The following is a 24,512-nucleotide window of genomic DNA, read 5'->3' on the forward strand; positions in this document are numbered from 1 at the left end:
TCTATATAAATGATATAAATATCATTATTTCTTTGGTCTTGCTTCAGATGAAACAGACAATCTCTTTCTTCCTTTTGCTCTTCTCCTAGCTAAAACTTTACGTCCATTAGCAGAAGCCATTCTCTCTCTGAAACCGTGTTTGTTTCTTCTCTTGCGTTTTGATGGTTGATACGTTCTTTTACTCATTACAATATATCTTAAATATCTTCTTTAATTGATTTTGCTTTTGTGAAATTCCGTCTGCTAAAAGCGTTGGCAAATATACAATAGTTTTTTAGTCTAGCAAATCCTGAATTCTTTTTTTTTGAAAAAAATCACTTTCTATAAAATTACATCTTTTTACACATTTTTTTTGCCGTGTATTAGTAGAGTTCTTACTTTTGCGCAAACCTAACAATACCATGAACAACACAAAATACGTTTTTGTAACTGGAGGCGTAACTTCATCACTTGGAAAAGGAATTATAGCTGCTTCATTAGCCAAATTGTTACAAGAAAGAGGCTATTCTGTAACCATTCAAAAACTCGATCCCTACATTAATATTGATCCAGGAACTTTGAACCCTTATGAGCATGGAGAATGCTATGTAACAGATGATGGTGCTGAAACAGATTTAGATTTAGGGCATTATGAACGTTTTTTAAATATTCCTACTTCACAAGCCAATAATGTAACAACAGGTAGAATATACCAATCTGTTATAAATAAAGAACGTAAAGGTGAATTTTTAGGAAAAACAGTACAAGTAATACCTCACATTACTGATGAAATTAAAAATCGTATTCAAATATTAGGAAATACTGGTGATTATGATATTGTTATAACAGAAATCGGAGGTACTATTGGTGATATTGAGTCTTTACCATACGTTGAAGCAGTACGACAATTACAGTGGGAACTTGGAGAAGAAAATGCTATTGTTGTTCACCTAACTCTAATTCCTTATTTAGCTGCTGCTGGAGAGTTAAAAACAAAACCTACGCAACATTCGGTAAAAATGTTAATGCAAAGTGGCTTAAGTCCTAATGTACTGGTATGTCGTTCTGAACATGAAATTACAAGCACTATCAAAAGAAAGCTAGCTTTATTTTGCAATGTAAAAGAACAAGATGTTATCCAATCTCTTGATGCTGAAACGATTTATGACGTTCCTAAATTAATGTTTCATGAAGGCCTTGACTATGTAGTTTTAGACAAGTTACGTTTATCTACAAGAAAACAGCCTAAATTAAAAGCTTGGAATGCATTTTTAGAAAAACTCAAAAAACCAGTTTCTTCTGTCGAAATTGGACTAGTTGGAAAATATGTTGAATTGCACGATTCTTATAAATCCATCACAGAAGCATTTATTCATGCAGGAGCTCACAATAAAACAAAAGTAAATGTTCGTTGGATTCATTCAGAGGAATTGACTCCTGAAAATGCTGCTAGCAAACTTCAAGGACTGAATGGAGTTCTTGTAGCTCCAGGATTTGGTGACAGAGGTATCGAAGGAAAGATTGCTGCTGTTAAATTTGTTCGAGAAAATCAAATTCCTTTCTTAGGTATTTGTTTAGGAATGCAAATGGCTGTTATTGAATTTTCAAGAAATGTTCTTGGACTTAGCCAAGCTAATTCTACTGAAATGAATGAAAACACTAAAGATCCTGTAATTAATTTAATGGAAGAGCAAAAAGAAGTAACAGAAAAAGGAGGAACTATGCGCCTTGGTGCGTGGAACTGTCAATTGACGCGAGATTCTAAAGCTTTTAGTGTCTATAATGAAGAAGAATTGATTAGCGAAAGACACAGACACCGTTATGAATTCAATAACAAATATAAAGAAGATATTGAATCTAAAGGAATGAAAACTACAGGGATTAATCCTAAAACAGGACTTGTTGAAATTGTTGAAATTCCCTCCCATCCTTGGTTTATTGGTGTTCAATACCACCCTGAATATAAAAGTACTGTTTTAAACCCTCACCCTCTTTTTGTAAACTTTATAAAAGCTAGTTTAAAACAATCAAAGAAATAAATTTAAAAAGCTCCTGTCATAAATTTTATGGAAAGGAGTTTTTCAATTTTGGAATAACCTTTGCACTATTTAATGAATATAAATTAATTGTAGTAAAACCAATAATTTGAAGGTAGTTTTACTACATTTGTCGTGTTTTTTAACGAATTAAAAAACAGTAACTGACAGGTTGACACATACAAAACAGATCAATGGAACAAAAAAAATTTGATTTAAATTCCTTTATCGGAATGCTTTTATTAGGGGGAATTTTATTATGGTGGATGAACATTCAAAAACCGGAGGAAGCTACAAACCCCAACACTGAAACAAATACAGAAAAAACAGTAAGCCTTACTTCAAAAGATCAAAAAATTGTTGATAATAATTTTGAAAATGATTCTTTAAAGCAGGCTGCTTTTAAAAATAAGTTAGGTGCTTTTGCTTACAGCGGTTTAGCAGGTAAAGAAGGAGTCACTATCCTTGAAAATAATTTTCTAAAATTAACTATAAATAATAAAGGGGGACAAATTGTAGAAGCTTTATTAAAAGAGTACAAAACACATGACTCGCTTCCCCTCTATTTAATCAAAAATAATAATGCCTCTTTTAATGTTAATTTTGGAACAACAGATAATCGTATTTTAAATACTTCAGATTTATATTTCACTCCAAAACTATCTAAAAATGGAGATATAAATGTACTTTCTATGAAACTTAAAGTTTCAGAAACTAAGTTTTTAGAATATCGATATGAGATGAAACCTAATGACTATAGAGTAGGATTTTCTATTAAATCTCAAGGGTTAGGAGACATCATTAATAGTTCACAACAGATTAATCTAAACTGGAAATTAAGTTCCTTTAGTCAAGAAAAAAGCTTAAAAACTGAGAATACAATGTATTCATGGTATTATTACAAAGCTGATGGTGAAGTTGATTATTTACGACCTGGTAATTCAGAAGTTATTAACGATCTTAATTGGGTTTCATTTAAGCAACACTTTTTTTCATCAATATTGACTAGTAATAAAAAATTTAATAATGCAACACTTACCTCAACAGACTTAGCCAAAGATGATGATAAAGAACATGTTTATACGAAGTTATATGAATTAAATACTCCTTTAGCACTAACAAATGGAGAATTTAATTATGACATGCAATGGTTTTATGGCCCAACAGATTATAATTTATTAAAATCATTTAAGGGAACCGATTTAGACGAAACAGCAGATTTAGGTTGGGGGATATTTGGTACTTTAAACAGATACGTTTTTTACCCTGTATTTAATGTTCTTAAAGGCTTTGTTGGCAATTATGGGTTAATTATTATTTTAATGACTATCGTTGTTAGAATTTTATTATCTCCAGTACTATATAAATCATATCTATCAAGTGCTAAAATGAAAGTGATTCGTCCAGAAATGGAGGAAATTAACAAAAAATATCCAGGTAATGAAAATGCTATGAAACGTCAGCAGGAAATCATGGCTGTTCAACGAAAAGCAGGTGTAAGTATGATGTCAGGATGCATCCCTGCTCTACTGCAAATGCCCGTTTTCTTTGCTTTATTTAAGTTTTTCCCAACGAATATTGATTTTAGACAAAAAAGCTTTCTTTGGGCAAATGACTTATCTTCGTATGATATTATTTTCAAACTTCCCTTTAAAATTCCTTTTTATGGTGATCATGTAAGTTTATTTCCAATCTTAGCCTCTATTGCAATATTCTTTTATATGAAAATGAATCAGAGCCAACAGGCTAATATGCAAGCTCCTCCTCAGGAAGGAATGCCTGACATGAGTAAAATGATGAAGTATATGATATACTTTTCTCCAATAATGATGTTATTTTTCTTTAACAATTATGCAAGTGGTTTAAGTTTATATTATTTTATTTCAAACTTGTTAACAATAGCTATTATGTTAGTTATAAAAAACTTTGTTATTGATGAAGCTAAAATTCATGCACAAATCGAAGAGAATAAGAAAAAACCTGTTAAAAAAAGTAAATTTCGCGAGCGCTTAGATGCCGCTATGAAACAAGCTCAAGAACAACAAGCAGCTCAACAAAAAGCAAGAAGCAAGAAATAAAAATACATTTTTTAAAAAGACAAAAAAGCCATCAAAACATAATTGATGGCTTTTTTATTTTTACAGGACAATACATTTTATTCTAAAAAACTTTTGTTTACAAATTAGTATTCTGGATACTGATACGTATTGATAATACAGTGATTTTACTACTATCTGAAATTCTTATTAATTATTTCCATAAATAAAAATATCTCAAAATATTTTATAATAAAGATAACACCAAAACACTTTACTCATTGATTTAAAATACTTTACTATTTTTATAAAATCAATTTAAACTCTATAAAATGAAATTTAATTACCCTAAAAAGAATATAATAACGCTCATATACCTTATTATATTAAAATTTATAATGGTAGCTTGTACCGATAAGAAGTATATCAATTTAGACTCTAATAATTCTAGTATTTATAATAATATTACTCTTGAAAACTTTGAAACCATAATGAAAAATGATTATGGTTATGATGTTTTAAAAGATAAAGATTACCTAACCGTTAAAAAATTAATTGCAACAAAAAACGAACAGCCTACTCCGGCGAACAAGAATAATTTTACTTTAAAATCAAACTTTATAGGTACCGCTTTTAATATAAATAATCTTTCTAATAAGGCCTATTTACCTATCTTTAAAAATGAATTTTCAAGTGTTACTTTTGAAAACTCTTTAAAATTCGGCAATCTTTCTAAACATCCCGGGATATATAATTGGGAAAATACCGATAAAATGCTTTCTTTAGCCAAAACTCAAAAAAAAAGAGTTCATGGTCATGTTCTTGCTTGGGATAGAAGTGATTTCAAACCAAACCCCCAATGGTTATATAACTTTAAAGGAACTCCTATCCAATTTGATAGTATTTTAAAAAATCATATTTTCACCGTTTTATCTAAATATAAAAGAACAATAAAAAGCTGGGACGTGGTTAATGAGGCTTTTGATGAACATGGAGCTAATTATAGACCTGGTATTTGGTTTAATAATTTGGGTATTGAATGGGTAGAAAAGGCTTTTAAATATGCCGAGCAAGCTACTAATGGGGAAGTATCTCTTTTTTATAATGACTATCATTTACTAATCAACCCTATAAAACTTGAAAAGGTATTAAATTTATTAGATGATATCCGAAAAAAAGGTATCAAAGTTGACGGCATTGGACTACAAGGACACCTTTTCGCTTTCACTACTATCTCTCCTCTTATTCATCATAACTTAAGAAAAATTGTTAAACGAGGCTATAAAGTACATATTTCTGAGTTGGATATTTCTTTAAACCTTTTAAAAAACTTTAACCGTCGTTCATGGTGGTTAGATTTTTTTCAAAGAATAAAGTACTTCACTGTAGCAAATGCTTATCAGAAAATTGTTCCGAATCACCTAAAGCATGGTATTACTTTTTGGCAATTTAGTGATGCCGATAATTGGCTTACCCCTTATTTAGGAAAAGAAGATTGGCCCTGTATTTATGATAAAAACTACCATAGAAAACCCGCTCACACTGGATTTGAAGACGGATTAAATGGATTTTGGCGATGGTGGATTTTTCCATAACCTAAGAAAAATAAGTTTATTTAAATTATTTCTTTTATCCTAGAGAGTAATTAATTACATACAATAATTTCTATATTTCAAGTTAGCTCATTTATTGTTTTTTTATTACAATTTAAACTAAACTATTTTTATTTTTTGATTTAAAAACTGTTAGACGCTAAAAACAAAATTCAAGGGGAATATGAAACTTACTATCATTAAATGGACTAATAAAACTAAATCCTAAATTAACCTAATTTCTCTGTACTCTAAAATAAAATAGAAAACATATATAATTAATAAATAGTAGGTATGATATAATATCATTTTCACTGCTTTTTTTTCTTATATAATTATAATTTTTAATTATACAAATAAACTAAAAAATATAAATAATCTATTTAATTTTGATATATACGAAAATCATCTATCGTTATGATTTTTTTTGAAGGGGATAAAGACTGTCAATATTGACAGTCTTTTGTTTTTATCAAAAAAATATCTTTATTTATAATTCATTTACTTAAATTTTGATCATAAAAGCCATATTACTAAAAGAGATTAAGTAATAAGTTTATTTTTTAGTTACTTTATAAATATAACTTATCTTAGTAAAACTATATTTATAGATAAAATAAATACTTTTTTGATATTTTACTTTTTAAAAATCAATAAAACTTTTTATTTTGAAGCGTTTAAGTTTATCAAAACTATTGTTTCATAATACGGTAACGCTTACTTTGTTCAATTGAACTAGCCAGCTGTTTTTAGCTAAAAAATATTTACTTACTAAAGTTTTACCCGATTATTAAGTGTTGTTGTTGCTTCAAAAACTTACGTTATAATCAATTTTACACTTTTAATTATTAAGTGGTTTTTATAAATAAAATAATTAAAGAAATTATACAACCACTATGCACTAAACAATCTATATTTTCAATATTTTGATGAATAGATAGAAATTAAAAGTAGATTTAAAATTACACTTCGTTATAACCTAAAAATCAAATATTTAATTAATTTTGAACTCTCTTCTTGATTTCACCTTTTAATTATCCAACAAATAAATTCCTTTTTTGATCAAGTATTCCGGAACTCCAAGCAATCTCTTATTTAATAAAGCTACACTAGTTAAAATACATTTCCTTTCGATTTTTTTAAAATATGATTTCTGAAGGGCAACTGATTCGTTGGTTTTTGTTGCTATTTACCAAATTCTCTCTTTCAAAATTTATTCATAATTAACCCCAACTAATATTTAGTTAACAGTTACCTAGATCCTATACAGGAATAATTTCTTATTAAACTAACCTTTTTGTCTATATAAACTATTGAATTATGAAAAAAAAACACAAACTCTTCAGAATAACGTAAAAAACTTGTACGATTTTAAATGATCAAAGGACTTACTATTTGTACAATATTTCTCTTATTTTCGACATTTACTTTCTTTTATTAGTAAAACTAGTGTACACAAATACCTAATGCTCTTTTTATTGGAAAATCAATAATATACTTGTAATATAATTAAGAATAATAGATAAATTAAGTACGCCCTTAAATAACAGTTTTCATTATTATAATTAGTTTAATTTTAGCTGTCAGAACAAAAAACATCCCAAAAAAATAATTTCCCCTAAACATGTTCTGACAGCTTTTCATTTTTTTAGAAATGATAATTCTTTAAATAATTTTTTCACTCTATTCTTTATTTATAATTCGTCTAGTTAAATTTTGGACATAAAAAAACACCTCGTAAAAGGTGTTTTTCTTCAAAAAAGAAGTAATATATATCACTACATTTTAAAATTTTTACACAAAAAAGTAATTTTACATTAACATGTAGTTTTAAACTAAATACAAGCTCTTCTTTTAAGGCCTATCATTTGTAATGTTAACAGCTACCTTATAAACCGTGTTGTCTTTTAAGCTTTCCATTAGTCCTAATTTAACATAATTAAGTATTCCTGTTTCATTTTCTGCACCTGCTGAATAAGCATTACTATCTAAAATTATAGCGCAATAAGTGTATTGCTTATATTGAACTTGAATATTAGCATCTCCATTTTTAAGATAGCCCTGTAGATCAATCCTGAGATCACTATTCTTTCCACCAAATTTTACTTTGGTACCTTCATCGCCACTTAAATGTTGAAACTCTAGTTCATCAACAATCTCAGTTATATCATTTCTGAGACGTCTATTCTCCTGTGGTGCATTACCTTTGATTTTGTTTAATCTTTGCAATTCTACTTGAACTCCTCTTGAAGCCATACCATTACTATCAATTAGCTCCGTTTTATTTTCAATCTGAGGTAATTCAGAATCGTTATCTGAACAGCTTGTAAAAGTAAATACCCCTAGAAGGAGTAGTGATGCCAAAGCACCTTTTGTTAAATGTTTCATTTTATTTATTTTTTATTTCGGTTGCAATATTAAGTGTTTAATTTATATCACATTACCTAGCTGGGTACATTTAACATAAGTTTTTAATTTCACTTACGCTTTTTGGCTTTTATGTTAAAACCAACTTAATAAACAATATTCAAAATAATTTAAATAATACTAAAACTTAAAATGACGTATGACTTTAATCTTACCAAATAAATATTTCTCGAAGTTAATTTCTATTATTATATAAAGTATGCCCAATTATAAGTTAATAATTAAAGTACTTATTATAATTCGAGTATTTTAAACAAAAAAAATAGTTTTATAGCTATAATAATTAGATGTTTATCGATTACTTAAACTAAATAAGAAAATATCGAAAGTTTTACTTTGATTGACTTATTTTATGTCATGATAAGATTTCAACTATCTATAATATAAAAATTATGGTTTTCATAACAGTTAGTGATCTTAAATTTATTACACATCCCTTTGATCAAAAATAATGTTCAAAGGGGTGTGTAGTAATATTATCGGCCTCTCATATATAGGCCTTAATTTATTTTTGTTTTATTTGTTAGTTTTTTGTTGTATGAAACTTTTTTAACTCATAATTAAATTACTTGCATGCACTTCCTTATACTCCTCATATATTGCCTTCACAAAATCATTAAAACTAAAGTCAGAATCAGGAAAAAATTCACCAGTCTCATGTTTATTCGTATCTAACCAATCAAAATATTCATAATGAACATCACTATTTTCAGGATAGCCATAACATTGTATAGTGATACAAGCATCTACTGGATTATTATTTTTTAGTTGATGGATTTGATTAAGCCAAGGCGTTATATAAGTTACCTCATCTAACTTAAATTTACAAGTTTTAAAAAGCTCAGGTTTATAAGCTTCTTTCATTGCTTGCATTAAATTATTAGTACTCGGGGAAGCTTTTTTCAGAGTAGCGAATAAATCAACATCTATTTCGCCATGAAGCACCTTAATAACAGCCTCACTGCCACCATGATTGTGTATTGGAGAATATTTATTACTTGGCCATATTTCCATAACATATGGAATTCCTGGAGACTCCCCTTGATTTCCTCCCATAGTTATTCTTAAATAAACCATATTAGGATCTCCAAAGCCAGTCTCTACCTCTCTTTTCGCTTTTTCCTCAATGATATTATAACATATTTTACCTGGTGTATCAATACTATATTGAATGGCTTTTGCAAAATCAAAATTTTCATCCAAATTATAGTCTTTATTAACTGATTGAAGATTAAAATTTACACCACCCACATTTTCAAATAATTTTTGACAAACACTTGGTAAATTTGCAGGAACTGTTGCCATATTATTCGACACATCCCACATGGTAATTTGACTCATATCTTTAACTGCCATAGCCACATTTACAGTTATAGGATCTTTAAAAACAGCAAATAATTTTGAAGTATTCGTAAGTTGTATTTTACTCATTTCTTTTATCCATCTATATTCAGATATTGCTGGGTCATCTTCTTCAGTTGGATGTAAGTTTGGCTCCACATTTCCTTCTTTCAATTCTCCTTTAGAAAAATTAAAACTAAAGAGAACTAACTCTGCTCTTGGCTCTCCATACCCTCCTTTTAGTAATCTGTTTTCAAAATCTATACTTAACCAAAAGGGACCATTTGGATAGCTATCATAACCTTTATTTGTTGAAAAAAGTAGATCTTCAAGTTCAGGATATGTTTTTTTTGATGCAAAAAAATTACAATCAGACTCATTTATTTCAAAACAAAAATATTGATAAGTGTTGGAATACTTTTTTCTAATAGGATCTGAAAACTCTATTTTTGAAGATTTACTCTCTGGAGAAAATATAATTACCCCTTGCCCCGCCACAGGAAGCGTAACAATATCATCGTTAAATTCTGGTTTTTTAGGCTTTACGACTGAAAACCTATCATCATGATTTGACATAATATATATTAAATTTGGTTACAAATAATCTAAAACCAAACCGTACTCAGTACGATTCAGATTTATTTAGCATATTTTTTTGAATTCTTCATAACAAAGTAAGCTGTAACTATTTATTTAATTACATAGTTTTTAAACTAAAAATTATCTTTCTCTAGTTAAACATATAAAGTTATTCATGTAAAATATACTGAAATTGATATCTATCAATTTTTGATATCACCTTCTGAAGATAGCTTATTTTTATGGAGAATCAAACTGATCATCACATAATTTCAAATAGTCCATTTATTTAACACCTGCTTATTTTGTAAGCATAAATTTAAAACACAGCAACAAAAACACAATGATGATCAAAACATTAAAATAAAAAAATACTATTCAACTTTTTAAAAATACTTTTCTTGACAAGAATTTAAAGTATCTCTTTTTTAGCTGCATTATCTGTTGCATTATTTGCTTACTATCCAGGTACTATAAAACAGTCACACATTTTTAGTTATTTTTAGTTTTGAACGTAATATAATCAAAGGAAACTGATATCAGTTTTAACTTAAGTTTCATTTGAGCACAATAGACTGATTGTGTTTCCTACTCAACAATTAAACTTTGTCTCTCTACTAAAAAGTCAAACGTTAACTCAAACAAACCTTTACCATCTACCTTTGCATTCCAAGCTCCATGACCTGCAGGCTCACCATTAGGTAATAATAAAGTTACCAACTTATTATAAACTCCTAAAGAATCATAAACACTTTGTAATTCCAGTGCCTCTTCATAAGGAGTAACAGGATCTGTTGCTTCCCCGTGTCCCATAAATAGCTCAGGATCATCAACATCATATCTAGCGTATTGTTTTAAATTGTAAACTGCCTCGAATAAATCCAATTTTGCATTTGAACCCCAAAAATAAATCATACTTCTTACGCTATAGGTTTCGTTTAGGTGTGTTGTGGCAAGTGTAGGGTCATCGTTTATAGTAACTTCATCTCTAAAATCTTCCTGATTTGAAATTCCTAAAGCTATAGTCGTAATTGCACCTGCTGAGGCACCACCAACTGTTATAAAATCCTTATCAATGTTGTAGGTATCTGCCTTCGCCATAATCCAGCGAAGAGCTGCTTTAGCATCTCTTTGAGCCGCATACATTGCTATAGCTTGCTGAAATTGTTTAAGAGTTTCTGCTCCTTGTAAGGCGTGTTTTATCCATTCTTCTGGCGCAATTCCTTTGTAATAAGTAAGAACTTCGTCGGAACTCATTCCTTCCGCATCTCCTAATTCTTCCGTTGTTCTATAATCTATGGAAATAAAAACCCACCCCCTTGAAGCATAATAATTAGCCATTTCAACAATTTCAGGTTTGTGTTTTATTCCTCCAGTAAAACCTCCGCCATGAATAAACATAAAAACAGGTCTTTGGGTTTCAAAGTTGTTAGGGTAGTAAACATCCAAATATATGGGAATTGAAAAAGGAATAGAACTCAAACTATTATGACCAAGCCCATCTGCATATCTAATATTTTCATCTTTTAGAACTGTAAAAAACGATTCAGCCTTGACTACCGGTATTCCATTTTCTTCTAAACTTACCTGTTCTCTACTACAAGCAGTCAAGAATAAAACACTCAACATCAATAAATAAATTATTTTCCGCATACTACATTACTTTTTAATCTTATATAATTATAAGACTTATTTATTTTATAAAGGTTTAATTATCAGACACCTTTTTCTTTTTAATTTAAAGTTTCGCAGTTCTAATTTTTACTTTCCGAAGAGGAGAATTAGTAAAAAGATAAGAAATAATTTAATTCAAATCTGATATAAATTGATCTACAAATTCTTCCTTTGTTGCCCATGAAGTTACCAATCTAATTACCGAATTATTATCATCAATTTTTTTCCAGATATAAAAACCATATTTCTTGTCAAGTTTTTTAATTAATTTATTAGGCAGAATTGGAAAAATTTGATTTGAAACGGGTTCAGTAATAAACTCATAATCTAACTCGTTCATTGATTTTGCTAATTTCGAAGCCATTAAATTTGCATGTTTTGCCAAATCAAAATATAAATCGTCTTTAAATAATTCTAAAAATTGAACTCCAAAAATTCTTCCTTTGGCTAATAATGCTCCCTTTTGCTTCAAATGAAATCTAAAATCTTTTTTCATTTTTTCGTTATTGATAACAATAACCTCACCTATTAGTGCTCCATTTTTTGTTCCTCCAATGTAAAACACATCTACAAAACTTGCGAGCTCTGATAAAGTTAAATCATTTTTTTCTGACATTAAAGCTGAACCCAAACGTGCACCATCAACATATAAATACAAATTATTTTTTTTACAAAAATCTGAAAGCGCTTTGATTTCGTTTTTTGAATAAATACTTCCAATTTCAGTTGTATTTGAAATATAAACTAAACGGGGTTTTACCATATGCTCATCTTGGTGAGCATCAAGTACTAGTTGAATATCATGAACTCTTAATTTTCCATCTTTTGTTTCAACTGTATTTATTTTATGACCTGTTGCTTCTATTGCCCCTGTCTCATGTACTGAAATATGACCCGTTAATGGAGCGATAACAGATTCATATGGCTTTAATATTGAAGAAACTACAATTAAATTCGCTTGTGTTCCTGTAGATAAAAAGTGAATTTCTGATTTTCTATTACCTAGTTTTTCAAGAATTGCTTGTTTTGCCTCTTCACAAAAGCTATCTTCTCCATATCCTTCTTTTTGAATGTAATTTGTTTTATTTAATGCTGTCAAAATTCTTTCGTGCGTCCCCTCCCCATAATCATTTTTAAAACTGTATTTATTCATACTATTTGTTTTTTGATTTAAATTAATAAGATTACATTCCAGAATATCCATGAAGAATCATCTTTTACTTCTTAAAAAGCAAATAAAAGTCTATTTTTCCTATTACTAAAAGCAATTCTTAAAATAAGATTTTAATATATCTTATTTTTACAAACTAATATTTCAATAGGCTACCATTGACAAACCTCATATCGAATTTAATTAAGTGTATCACCCTTTTTTAAAAATATTTATGAGTATTTTTATATAATTAAAATGGTAATTTATCCAAATCAACATTGCCACCCGAAATAATAATCCCTATATTTTTATTTTTAAATTTCTCTTTTTCTCTTATTATAGCTGCTAAAGCAACCGCTGAAGATGGCTCACAAACTATTTTTAATCGCTCCCAAACTAAACGCATTGCACTAATTATTTCTTTTTCTGATACACGAATTATTTTCTCAATACCTCTTCGAATTATCGGAAAATTTATGCTTCCTAATTGTGTTTTTAAACCTTCGGCTACTGTATTTATTGATTTGTTAGACTCGATTTTCCCGCTTTGTAAAGAACGAAATGCATCATCCGCCTCAAAGGGCTCACCTCCAATTACTTTACAATCTTTAGCAAAGCATGTTGTTGCGATAATAGTTCCGGCTACTAAACCACCACCTCCTACTGGAGTAACAATATATTCTAAATTGACTTGATTTGCTAATAGTTCTCTTGTCGCTGTTCCATGACCTAAGACAACATTTAAATCATTTGATGGATGAATAAAAGTAGCGCCCTCTTTTTCTTGGATTTTCTTTACACTATTTTCTCTTGCTAGTAGGGTCGGTTCACATTCTATAATATTCCCATTGTATTCTCTTACAGCATTTTTCTTTACTTCAGATGTTGTTTTAGGCATCACAATATAAGCCTTGACTCCAAGAATTTTAGCTGCTAATGATAATGCTTGAGCAAAATTTCCAGACGAATGCGTTACTACTCCCCTGGCTTTCTCCTCTTTGGTTAATTGTATAATTGCATTGGCTGCACCTCGCATTTTAAATGCACCTGTTTTTTGAAAGTTTTCACACTTAAAATACAGCTTTGCCCCAACAATTTTATTAATCAGATTTGAACTTAAAACTGGTGTATTATGAATATAGGGTTTTATTCGTTGGTGTGCTTTTATTATATCCTCTTTATACATTTTTTACTGTTTTACAATTATCATAAACTTAACATCTACTAGTAAATCATGACAAAACGCTTATCATAGTAATACACCTTCAAAACTAGTGTATTTGAAAAAAACGAGCTTATTTTTTATATGCTTTATCATTAAAATTGAAATTCCTTAATTTTATAATGAATCTTGGCATTAAGAATAGCTTTTATTTTATAAAAATCTAAAATACTTTAAAAATTGAACTTATAAACGTTAAAAGATATATGGGCCATGCCTAGAGTAATAAAAAAAGCCTTAGTGTATACTAAGGCTTAAATTTTGGGTGGAAGATCGGTCTCGAACCGACGACCTCCGGAACCACAATCCGGCGCTCTAACCAACTGAGCTACAACCACCATTTGATTTGCGAGTGCAAATATATAAGGTTTATACTATCTAACCAAACATTTTATCAAATTAATTTACTCAAATTTTCAACTGCTATATAACGATCTGATATAAAACCCTCTGCAAATTCAACACCAATTAACCTTCCTAAATCATTGGCTCTATATTTTATGCTATCCGCGAAATTTTTACTTGTTATTGGCGTTTCAGGCTCTTTACTTTTCGGATCATAAAATTGAGATTGATAAGCCTTTACTGATGCTAACTTATGATCCATGTACCCCGTAACATCTACCACAAAATCTGGTTCTATATTTTTCCATTGTATATAATGAAATACTTGTTTTGGTCTCCATTTTTCTTGAGGAACCCCATTTATGTCTGTTTCTATTTTCAATAATCCGCTCAAAAAACAAGCATCAGCTACTAATTTACTTCCTTTTGGATGATCAATATGTCTATCATCTATGGCATTGCATAAAACAATTTCTGGTTTATACTTTCTAATCATCCTAATCACCGCTAATTGATGTGCCTTATCATTACTAAAAAAACCGTCAGCAAATTTTAAATTCTCTCGAACGGTGATATTTAAAATTTTTGCTGCGTTTGATGCTTCTTCATCTCGTAATTGAGCAGAGCCCCTTGTACCTAATTCTCCTCTGGTTAAATCTATAATGCCTACTTTTTTTCCTAAAGCAACTTCTTTAGCAATAGTTGCACCACAACCTAATTCAACATCATCAGGATGTGCACCAAACGCTAGTATATCTAATTTCATCAATTGATTTGTTTTTTATTCATTTTTATTTTAATCTGTAACCTAATTGATAAGCTAGTATTTGTTAGTATTTAAAACTAGACAATGTATTTCATAGGTTACTATATAGAATTATAAGTCAAAAATAAATAATTATATCAGTCGTTTCAATAAATCATGAAATAAATGACTGGTTATGTAATAATTCTCCATTCAAATAAAATCAAATTTGAGTTTAGCTGCTTTTAACCGATACAAATAAACCATCATTATTCATAATAGTACTTGGTAACAAATAATTAACATCATTGTTTTAATTACACTACTTTGTACATACATAATACAGGATAATTAAAAAGTAGTTTTCAATAAATTTATATAAATTCGCTACATGATTAGAGTTTCAATTATCGGAGGAGGAAAAGTTGCTAATCACCTAATTAATGCATTTTTAGGTGCCAGTAATATTCAATTAATTGAGGTTTTTGTCAGAAATACGAATAAACTGAAAGAACATAAAAGCCAAATTAATATTACTAGTAACCTCCAGAAATTAAAAGATGCTGATTTATATATTATCGCTGTATCTGATGACGCTATAGAAGAAGTTTCTTCAAAAATTTCAGTAGAAGGACTTATTGTACATACTTCCGGAACCGTATCGTTGAAAGCAATTAGAAATACAAATCGAAGAGGTGTTTTCTATTTATTACAAAGTTTTTCCAATAATAAAAAGGTTGATTTTAAAGAAGTTCCTTTTTGCTTAGAAACCGAAAAAAGCAAGGATTTAAAACTTCTAGAAGAAGTAGCTTTAGCCATTGGTCAAAAGATATATCATATTGATTCCAAACAAAGAAGTTATCTTCATGTCGCCGCTGTATTTGTAAATAATTTTACCAATCACTTGTATTCAGTAGGAAACGAAATTTGTAAAAAAAACAATATTCCCTTCGAAATTCTTTTCCCTTTAATAGAAGAAACTGCTGCAAAAGTTGCAATATTGTCTCCCGAAAAAGCTCAAACAGGTCCTGCTTTACGAAACGATATTAACACCATAAAAAAACATTTAAATGTTCTTGATGATAAACATCGAGAACTCTATAAAACAATAACAGAATCAATTATAAATGGAAAAAAGTTATAAAGAAATACTTCCTCAAATTGACACTTTAATATTTGATGTAGACGGAGTTTTAACCAATGGAATGATTACAATAATGCCAAATGGAGAGCTTGTTAGAAACATGAATGTAAAAGACGGATTTGCACTAAAAGTTGCTATTGATAACGGCTATAGAATATGTATTATTTCTGGAGGAACTAATGAAGGTGTAAGAATAAGACTTGCTAAATTAGGAATCAAAGATATTTATCTTGGTGCTCATCATAAAGTCGATCAATACAATGAATTGGTTAAAAAATACAATTTAAATCATGAAAATGTCCTTTACATGGGAGATGATTTACCAGACTTACCAGTAATGAAGTTAGTTGGTATGCCTTGTAGCCCAAACAATGGTGCCCGTGAAATAAAAAATGTTTCTAAATATATCTCTGATAAAAAAGGAGGAGAAGGTTGTGTTAGAGATGTTATTGAACAAGTAATGAGAGTTCAAGAAAAATGGGATGAAAATTTCGACGCAAAATATGATTAGTAATTTATAAAAAATAGGATTAGCCTCGCTTTATAGAATATGGAAATGAATAGTTCTTTTAAGTTTTCATAATTAATTACTCCCAAGCAAATGAAGCTCAAAGTTTTTTTTTCAAATTTTTACAAAATATTAATTTTTATTTATGTGTGCTAAAATAAATAATACCTCTAAAAAATTAATTCGTTTTGTTTAGATAAAATTGATTACTTGAGCTTTATTTTTAATAAGTGATAAAACTTAAAAAGCTATATTTAATTCAAATATTTTATCTCAAAGAAATAAGGAGGATTTGTTTATTCTACTAAACAAAAAATACTACGCGAAGATTGGAATAAAGAAACTCAAATGACATTACTCAAAAACGAATATTCAGACTTAAACTTAATTAAGAGAAGTTTGAATAAATATTCTGATTTATTTGACAAGACTATATCTAATTTTGACTTAAACAACGCTTCTATTCCTATTGCCAAAAAAATAAAAAAAAGATTTCGCTAAAGAATTTAATAAAGAAAAAACTGGTAAGGCTTTCATCTACTTTTTTGATTATCCTACTGACTTCGTTGAGAAAACACCTAATTATCATCAACAGAAAAACTAAAACCAAGTTTAGCAAAAAAACTATATCTAATTATTCTGTTACCTCACAAAAAATAATTGAATTTGAAAAATACAGGAATAAAAGAATTAGATTAGATTAGATTATATCAAATATAAAGAGACCTTTTTATTATTGGTGTATGAACAGAACTTCGCATAAGGGATTTTTTAAACTTACCAGAAATTAATTTAGCTGATAGATTTATTGAGAGATAGCCATAGAAGACAAAAAGTAGTGCAGGAAAAACAATAATGCCCCCAATTGATCCTCATATTAACAAATTATTAAAAAAGAGCTATCCCTATAAAAATAAACCAAAGTTTTTTCAATGAGAAAATTAAAATAATTTGTAATAGGGTTGGATTGACCGAAGTATTAAACGGAAAAGTATTTAAAAGTTTTACAGATGAACTAACGGGCAAAAAGTCTGTAAAAAAAGTTGACGGTAGTTATCCTAAATATCTTTTATTAGTTCACATACGTGTCTCAGGTCTTTTACTACAAAAAAAAATGAAATTCCTTCATATTTTTGTATTGTTAAATACATAAAGGTTACTCCTTCTGAACATAATGAAATAATTAAAAGCTTATGGAACATTTGCTATCAAAAAAATTAAGTTTAGTACCTATTATCACTTTCACTATGTTAATCATTCTATGATTGTTTTTTTAGAGACAACAACCGAGGCTTTACTGCTTCAAAAATTATCGTAAACCGCAAATGTAATTTTTAAAAAAATTCTGAGAGTTTACTTATTTAAATTTATCAGGGGTAATCAGTAAAACATATTTATCTATTTCAATATCCTTGTTTCTAAACAAGGCGTAAATTGTTGCTACTCTTACAAAGGAATGACTTATCAACTTCCTGCAATCATTTTCTTTTATCATTTTTCCAATGAAATCACTAAATTCGTACAAACTTGTTTTTCCTATACTGCTAAATCTATGAAAAGGTCCATCAAATGAAATGACATAATAATTATTTTTCAAAAGCTTCTTTATTATGTCTGTGAAATTACCTGCTTGACCTTCTCAACCGTAAATAAGAAAAATTTTCATCTTTTGAATTACCCCGTTTATATGTTTGAATATCGAATTCACCAAACTTAATCTTTCCCTTTTGTGTTTTATCCATAAACTCTAATTCATGCTCTCTTAATTTTTTTATTTGAGGATTAAAATTCTATATGTCAATTCAGTTAACACTGATGATGAAATAATGGATAATATTTTTACTATTTGTTTTTTCATGAATCGCCTTTTTTTACCTGCAACTAACCTTTGATATAAGAATATAAGTTAACTGTAGGGCTCAAAATTTGCTATGAAATTGAATCAGGCTACATTCCTTGATTTCACTAATATCTCGACTATTATAATTTATTACCTTTTGTTTTTACAAAAAATTATAACTTGATGTAATTATCCATTATATATTGCAATTCTGGGTCTTGCTCTTTCCTTAGGTACTCTTGATATTTTTTTATTGGAATAGTAATATCAGGTATAATTCCATGATTAGATTCTTTACCTTCTCCAAAATATAACTCCGTAATTGGAATTCTTACCGTAAGCTTTGTTTTTGGTAGTTTATAATTTAGGAAATACCCAGCGAAGGTATTGTTTTCATTACCTCCTGTTTCAATCCCAATAATTTTTCCTCTTTTATGATCTTTAAAAAGTTTGGCAAAAAATACTGAGGCAGAGAACGTTTTCCCCCCTACCATTAAATAAACATCACCATTAAAGCTATCCTTGTCTGGGGGAAAGTTCTCTAAAACTCCTTCTTTAAGTCTTTCATTTCCTATATAACGACCTTTTTCGTTTTTATTAAATCGTTGATATAAAAAATTTTCAAATCCTTCTATCTCATCATCACTTGCTGGATTACCATTATCACTTAATAAATTTTCCCTTGTTATCTTTATATTTTTCATTTTATAATTAAAACTGTTTTTGAAGTTAGAGTCAATTATAAAAGAGAAAAGAAGTGCCGCCATATTTGGATTTCCTCCTCCATTTATTCTTAGATCTATGATAACCGATTTATATTTTTCGCTATTAATTTTTTTGAAAAATGCACTCATTTCTTTGTAAGCACTAGATTCGTTAAAATAAAAAGTATTCACGGTAATTACTCCTGTTTTTCTACTCTTGTAATATCTAGAAACAATTGCTTTCTCTTGTTCTAAACGATTGGTTGGTTGTATTGCCAAAAGCTGTCTTCTATAAATTTCATAATAATCTACAGGATCTACTGTCAAATTGCCTGTTTTATTGCTTTCATAGGATAGGTATTCAATTTTGAATTTATTTACATTTGATTCAATGAAGTTTGCGTAATTAGCTGGGAAAAAATCTGAAAGGTTTGACTCTGTGGAGGTAATTGAATATCCATCTCCATGAATATGTTTGTTAAATATCCTTAATAAATCCTTTACAGACTTGTTTTGTATAGACAGAATCTCTGTTTGGTATTTTAATTCATACCCCTTTATGTTTACAAACATTCGTCCATCTCTTATTATAACAGGAAAAGGGAAATAGGTATATTTATCTATCATGTAATCCTTAAATTCATCCTTTGGAGTATATATGAGGTGTCCATCCCCAAAACGGTTTGTACATTTTATAAAATTTGAAAATGTTGGACTCTTTTTTAAGTTTTTAATAGCTTGGTTCCTAAAAATCAGTTGTTCATCTTTAGAAATAAATTTATAAGGATTGGGATGTTGCTTTTCTATTAAGCTGTCCAATATAGATAAGTCAAACAAATAATCATCAAATGTTAGTTCTTCGATTTTTATGTCTTGGGAAAAACATAGATTAGTAAACAATAATGTAAAAAGAAAAGAAATTGATTTTGTCATGTTTTTAATGTTTAATAAAGGTCAACATTTTGGCTAAAACCAGTTTTAATTGGTTTTAGTTTTTGTTAGCTAGTTTAATTTTAATCCTCTTTGATTTTCTATTGAATTGTGTTGTGAAGTTTTCTTTTTTCAAAAAATTATTTCCAAAAGAGTTGCTTAAATACACATTTAAGTTAATGCGTCCAATACTATTTGATTTAAACCATTCAATCATATTATCATACGATTTACTTCCATAGCCTTTTTTCTGTTACTACTCTTAACGTAAAAGTCATCAATCAAAGCATCTTTTACTAGATCAAAAATTGGATGATTTTTGTTAATGAAACCAACAATATACCCGACTGTTTCGCTATTATCATAGGTAATGAAAACCTCACAATCTCTGTCAGTAAGGCATTCTGTGGTATGGTTCTTAAAAAAATCCATTTTTAATGGCTTTTGTACTACCGATTCTGAACGATATTTTGCATTCTCCAACCTTAGTTTTAGTAAATAATCTAAATCTTGATCTGTGGCTTTTCTTTCACCCATTGTAACTACATCTAACCATCAAGTATTCAGATCCGTGTATATTTCCACTACAAATATAATATTAATTTAAATTGCCTTAAAAAAACAAAAGTTAATAATTTAAATACTTAAGGAACATTATTTATCCGAATGAAAACGTTTATTTAACTCACCACAATTATTTAAAAGAACTTTTCCGTTTTTAAGTCATTGGAGAACCTACTATTTATAAACTGGCTCAAAAGATACGATAGTATCAGATACTTTAACAGCTTCCTCTGGTGTTTGACAATTTAACCAAATAAAATGTTCCCCTGTATAAATGCAAAAACCTGAATTAATACCTGTATTACCATAAAGTAAACAAGGTACCTCATCCTCATGAATACTGTGCTCCTCAATAGTTTCGAGATCAATTAAATCCTTTTTAAAAATAAAAACAGCATCATTATTTTCCACAAACCCTTGACTTTTAAAACCCTATACTAAAACTTGTTTTTCCATTATATAAATTGTTTTTGCGTAGCGAAATAACTACAGGTTTAATATAGTTTAAATATTGTTATCATTACAAATAAATTTAGTTCTTTACAGTCACTTAAATCAACTATATCTTCAATTATTTTTAACAATCTCTTTTTAAACATTTTACACTACTGCTATTTGTAATTCGTTTATTAGACCTTGACCATAAAAAAACCATCTGTAAAAGAGGTTATGCGGTAAGTGTGTTTTTAAGTCCTAAAGTGCTTAGTTTTTATCTTTTAGTTAGTTCTGCACTAAAGCTTTTAGTTCAACAATTTCTTTCTGTTACTTTTCTTAAAGTAACATCTTTAAATATAGTTGATTAATTTAAAAACAGGTATAATAAGTAGATTTAAATGATCCTATTCACTGTTAACCACTTATAGAAACTACGTTGTTTTTCTTTTTAATTGTATTTAACTTTAATGGAAATTACAAGTATAAGAAAATAGAATTTTAAAATTTAATCTCTGTTAATTACAGGTATTTTACATAAAAATTAAACGAAAATCATTAAAAATGTCTATTTATCAAGTTCAAAACAAATGGGGAAGCTTTCCATCAAAACAATGTGGAATCTTTTTTTAGGTTCAAGAAATAATCAAGAATTAATGGATATAAATATCAATTCAACTGATGGTAGTAAAACTCTTACTGAAAATAAAACTAACAATTTATAAAGTTTTAAAATACCGTTTACATATAAAGAGATAAAGAAAATTTCTAATATCTCTTATACTAAAAAAATATTCGAGACTTTTTTAAACTCCAAAGCTTTTATTAAATCCAAAAATGCAAATAATTAATTTAAGGAATGTTTATCATTTACTTTTTTTGATAGCTTGTTTAATGAATTAGAAAGACTCTAAAAAATAAAAATTGACACCTATTGCGATACCCAAAAATAAAACACCTTACTAAATAATACACTTAGAATAAATTAAGGCCTATAGAAATAGAGTATATTACTTTCTATTTAGCTAAATGAATAAAAAAATAGTTGGCTTTACTTCCACTTTTTGTTTTTATTGTATTTAACCACTTTAAATTGTTAAAAACATCAAAAAAAATTCATTTTACTACAAAAAAACAATAATCGGCATATTTATTGATACTTATTTAGAATAAATAATTTTATTAAATTGCATCAGTTACTTAATTTCATGCCTTTTTACTAAAAGCGTTGATAAATATTTCGCTCTATTATCTGGGTAGTAAATTAAAATATTAGAAACTAAAAATAATTAATTTTTAAATACATATGAAACGACTAATTACCGTCTTACTCCTTTTAATTACCACACACATAAATTCGCAATCAATATTTGGTAAATGGGAAAACCGTGATGAAGAAACCAATGAAGTAGACAGTGTTATTGAAGTTTACGAGAAAAATGGTAAAGCATTTGCTAAAATTATAGAAATTAAGGATAAAAATAGACAAAACGCTTTATGTGAAAAATGTAGTGGAAAAAGAAAAAATAAGCCTATACTAGGAATGAATATTCTGTCTGGTCTTAAAAAAGAAGGAGATGAATGGAATGGCGGTAAAATACTAGATCCTAAAAATGGTAAAGAATATAAATGTTACATAAAACTTGAAAAAAATAATAAACTTAAGATAAGAGGTTATATTGGCTTTTCATTACTTGGTAGAACTGCCTATTGGCACAGAAAAACTAACTAACAAAATATATAATAACAGGTCGTCTATTTCTTTAAAGAATCGCTTCAAATCAAATTTTATTATACATTTATTGATTTTGAATTATTACACTTATTCTTTCGTCTGGTAAATTTTCAACTATATATTCACTTATTTTTGTACAAGCTCATAGAACCATTTTTTGATTACACCTCTCTCAATTCATTTAACCGTAAAATATAATAAAAGAATAACTAATATCTAAGCTAGTAACTAAACAACTAATTCTATTGAGTCAATGATTGTGTCCGTTTGATAAATTAAGTACTGAAAATAAATATTAAATTTTCATTTCAAAGTTTTCTGGCAGAAATAACTAGTAATTGTACCTATACTAAAACAATTAATACGGGTATAATTATTAGTAATAACACTTATTTTAAAATTCACTTTATTTCATTTTCTTTAAGGTCTCTTTTTAAAATTTCTGCGTGTTAACCAAACATTACAACTTCATACATTTCACTCTATAAAAGTTAATACGCAGTTTTAGTAAAATACAAGGGTAAGTTCTAGATGGAATTACTAATATATTTTAAAGAATATTAAAGTAACAAATACTTTGATTCTAAAATCTAATTTTTTGAATTTCGGTATTCCAATGGTGTTAACTTTGTTTTCCTTTTAAAAAGTTTACCGAAATATTGTGGGTATTCAAAACCAAGATTATAAGCTATTTCACTAATTGAATCATCAGAACTCAGTAGTAAGTTCTTAGCCTCCTCTATTAAATAGTAATGAATGTAACCTTGTGCATTCATACCTGTTTCTTTTTTGATTAAATCACTCATGTAATTTGGAGACATCGAAACCTGCTCTGATAATTCTTTAACAGTAAGTAATCCCTTTTCTCTAAACTTTTTTTCCTTATAATATGAATCTAAAAAATTCTCAATTTTTATTAGAGTATTATTATTAATTGACTTTCTAGTTATGAATTGTCTTCCATAATACCTAAGACAGTAATTAAGAAAAACTTCAAGTGATGAAATTATAATATTTTGACTGTATGAATCAATATTTTCTAAAAGTTCATTCTTTATATTTTTTGCACTTTCATTCAATATATTCTTTTCTTTTTCAGATAAATGAAGCGTTTCTGATACCTCATACAAGAAAAAACTATACTTCTTAAACTTATCCCATAAAGAAGTACCTTTAATAAGATCTGGATGAAAAAATAAAGCCCACCCAACATTATCTTGGTCAAAGTTTTGCTGTTCTTGAACAGTAAGCACCTGATTAGGGGCCAAACACATTAAATTCCCTTCTTGAAAATCTAACTTTTTCCTACCGTAAATAACTCCGTTAACACAATAATTTTTTAAGTAAACTTGATAAAAATCAGTCATAACCCTTGTTCCTGACTTAAAATCAAAATTAACTTTCGACAAATCAACAATTGATATAAGCGGATGATGCATTTCAAAACCTATATTTTTAGCTAGGTCGCCTATAGATGATATTTGTAAAATTGACTTCATTTTATATATTATTTTAGTTGTAAAAAT

At 28.3% G+C, this 24,512-nt stretch carries 19 protein-coding genes and 1 tRNA gene; 7 read left to right on the forward strand and 13 right to left on the reverse strand.

Annotated features, from left to right (window positions below):
• Window positions 1-24: 24 nt before the first annotated feature.
• Entirely contained in the window at window positions 25-186 is a 162-nt protein-coding gene (gene rpmH / locus ACSIGE_RS03240; protein WP_440881357.1) for a 50S ribosomal protein L34, read from the reverse strand.
• Window positions 187-401: 215 nt separating this feature from the next.
• Here rpmH and ACSIGE_RS03245 point away from each other — a divergent pair, with 215 nt between their 5' ends.
• The 3 genes from ACSIGE_RS03245 (at window position 402) to ACSIGE_RS03255 (ending at window position 5,646) form a co-directional block, all read left to right on the forward strand.
• A complete protein-coding gene (locus ACSIGE_RS03245; protein ID WP_440881358.1) occupies window positions 402-2,018 on the forward strand; it encodes a CTP synthase in 1,617 nt (538 codons plus the stop codon).
• Between the two features lie 191 nt (window positions 2,019-2,209).
• Window positions 2,210-4,093 (forward strand): membrane protein insertase YidC, encoded by a 1,884-nt coding sequence (gene yidC / locus ACSIGE_RS03250; RefSeq protein ID WP_440881359.1) that lies wholly within the window; start codon window positions 2,210-2,212, stop codon window positions 4,091-4,093.
• Window positions 4,094-4,383: 290 nt separating this feature from the next.
• On the forward strand, window positions 4,384-5,646 hold the full coding sequence (locus ACSIGE_RS03255; protein WP_440881360.1) for an endo-1,4-beta-xylanase: 1,263 nt from the start codon (window positions 4,384-4,386) through the stop codon (window positions 5,644-5,646).
• Between the two features lie 1,851 nt (window positions 5,647-7,497).
• On the opposite strand, the gene ACSIGE_RS03260 is transcribed toward ACSIGE_RS03255, so the two are convergent.
• The 7 genes from ACSIGE_RS03260 to bshB1 all read right to left on the reverse strand — a co-directional run bounded on the left by ACSIGE_RS03260 (window position 7,498) and on the right by bshB1 (window position 15,150).
• Window positions 7,498-8,031, reverse strand: coding sequence for a hypothetical protein (locus tag ACSIGE_RS03260; protein ID WP_440881361.1), 534 nt, complete (start codon window positions 8,029-8,031; stop codon window positions 7,498-7,500).
• A gap of 588 nt (window positions 8,032-8,619) precedes the next feature.
• Window positions 8,620-9,987: a cysteine dioxygenase gene (locus ACSIGE_RS03265; RefSeq protein WP_440881362.1), complete on the reverse strand. Its 1,368-nt coding sequence runs from the start codon at window positions 9,985-9,987 to the stop codon at window positions 8,620-8,622.
• Window positions 9,988-10,578: 591 nt separating this feature from the next.
• Complete coding sequence (locus ACSIGE_RS03270) at window positions 10,579-11,643, reverse strand: prolyl oligopeptidase family serine peptidase (protein ID WP_440881363.1); 1,065 nt, start codon at window positions 11,641-11,643, stop codon at window positions 10,579-10,581.
• A 151-nt stretch (window positions 11,644-11,794) separates the two neighbouring features.
• On the reverse strand, window positions 11,795-12,817 hold the full coding sequence (locus ACSIGE_RS03275) for a threonine aldolase family protein (protein WP_440881364.1): 1,023 nt from the start codon (window positions 12,815-12,817) through the stop codon (window positions 11,795-11,797).
• A gap of 250 nt (window positions 12,818-13,067) precedes the next feature.
• Entirely contained in the window at window positions 13,068-14,003 is a 936-nt protein-coding gene (locus ACSIGE_RS03280) for a threonine ammonia-lyase (RefSeq protein WP_440881365.1), read from the reverse strand.
• Between the two features lie 299 nt (window positions 14,004-14,302).
• Window positions 14,303-14,378 (reverse strand) — tRNA-His (locus ACSIGE_RS03285).
• Between the two features lie 55 nt (window positions 14,379-14,433).
• Entirely contained in the window at window positions 14,434-15,150 is a 717-nt protein-coding gene (bshB1, locus tag ACSIGE_RS03290) for a bacillithiol biosynthesis deacetylase BshB1 (RefSeq protein ID WP_440881366.1), read from the reverse strand.
• A 370-nt stretch (window positions 15,151-15,520) separates the two neighbouring features.
• Here bshB1 and ACSIGE_RS03295 point away from each other — a divergent pair, with 370 nt between their 5' ends.
• Both ACSIGE_RS03295 and ACSIGE_RS03300 read left to right on the forward strand, forming a co-directional pair.
• Window positions 15,521-16,273, forward strand: coding sequence for a Rossmann-like and DUF2520 domain-containing protein (locus ACSIGE_RS03295; protein WP_440881367.1), 753 nt, complete (start codon window positions 15,521-15,523; stop codon window positions 16,271-16,273).
• The gene (locus tag ACSIGE_RS03300; RefSeq protein WP_440881368.1) at window positions 16,257-16,784 is read left to right on the forward strand and encodes a KdsC family phosphatase; all 528 of its coding nucleotides are present in this window, start codon (window positions 16,257-16,259) and stop codon (window positions 16,782-16,784) included. The genes ACSIGE_RS03295 and ACSIGE_RS03300 overlap by 17 nt, the downstream gene beginning before the upstream one ends.
• Window positions 16,785-18,138: 1,354 nt before the next feature.
• On the opposite strand, the gene ACSIGE_RS03305 is transcribed toward ACSIGE_RS03300, so the two are convergent.
• From ACSIGE_RS03305 to ACSIGE_RS03320, 4 genes are all read right to left on the reverse strand, one after another.
• Window positions 18,139-18,378 (reverse strand): hypothetical protein, encoded by a 240-nt coding sequence (locus ACSIGE_RS03305; RefSeq protein ID WP_440881369.1) that lies wholly within the window; start codon window positions 18,376-18,378, stop codon window positions 18,139-18,141.
• A 416-nt stretch (window positions 18,379-18,794) separates the two neighbouring features.
• The gene (locus ACSIGE_RS03310; RefSeq protein ID WP_440881370.1) at window positions 18,795-20,258 is read right to left on the reverse strand and encodes a S41 family peptidase; all 1,464 of its coding nucleotides are present in this window, start codon (window positions 20,256-20,258) and stop codon (window positions 18,795-18,797) included.
• A 210-nt stretch (window positions 20,259-20,468) separates the two neighbouring features.
• Complete coding sequence (locus ACSIGE_RS03315; protein ID WP_440881371.1) at window positions 20,469-20,792, reverse strand: hypothetical protein; 324 nt, start codon at window positions 20,790-20,792, stop codon at window positions 20,469-20,471.
• A gap of 201 nt (window positions 20,793-20,993) precedes the next feature.
• On the reverse strand, window positions 20,994-21,230 hold the full coding sequence (locus ACSIGE_RS03320; RefSeq protein ID WP_440881372.1) for a hypothetical protein: 237 nt from the start codon (window positions 21,228-21,230) through the stop codon (window positions 20,994-20,996).
• A gap of 611 nt (window positions 21,231-21,841) precedes the next feature.
• Here ACSIGE_RS03320 and ACSIGE_RS03325 point away from each other — a divergent pair.
• Both ACSIGE_RS03325 and ACSIGE_RS03330 read left to right on the forward strand, forming a co-directional pair.
• Window positions 21,842-21,976, forward strand: a complete 135-nt coding sequence (locus tag ACSIGE_RS03325; protein ID WP_440881373.1) for a hypothetical protein — start codon at window positions 21,842-21,844, stop codon at window positions 21,974-21,976.
• A 581-nt stretch (window positions 21,977-22,557) separates the two neighbouring features.
• Entirely contained in the window at window positions 22,558-22,983 is a 426-nt protein-coding gene (locus tag ACSIGE_RS03330; protein WP_440881374.1) for a DUF2147 domain-containing protein, read from the forward strand.
• A 593-nt stretch (window positions 22,984-23,576) separates the two neighbouring features.
• Here ACSIGE_RS03330 and ACSIGE_RS03335 read toward each other — a convergent pair.
• Window positions 23,577-24,485 (reverse strand): helix-turn-helix domain-containing protein, encoded by a 909-nt coding sequence (locus ACSIGE_RS03335; RefSeq protein ID WP_440881375.1) that lies wholly within the window; start codon window positions 24,483-24,485, stop codon window positions 23,577-23,579.
• Window positions 24,486-24,512: the final 27 nt, after the last annotated feature.

The organism is Tenacibaculum profundi (assembly GCF_052050075.1).
GTDB lineage: Bacteria > Bacteroidota > Bacteroidia > Flavobacteriales > Flavobacteriaceae > Polaribacter.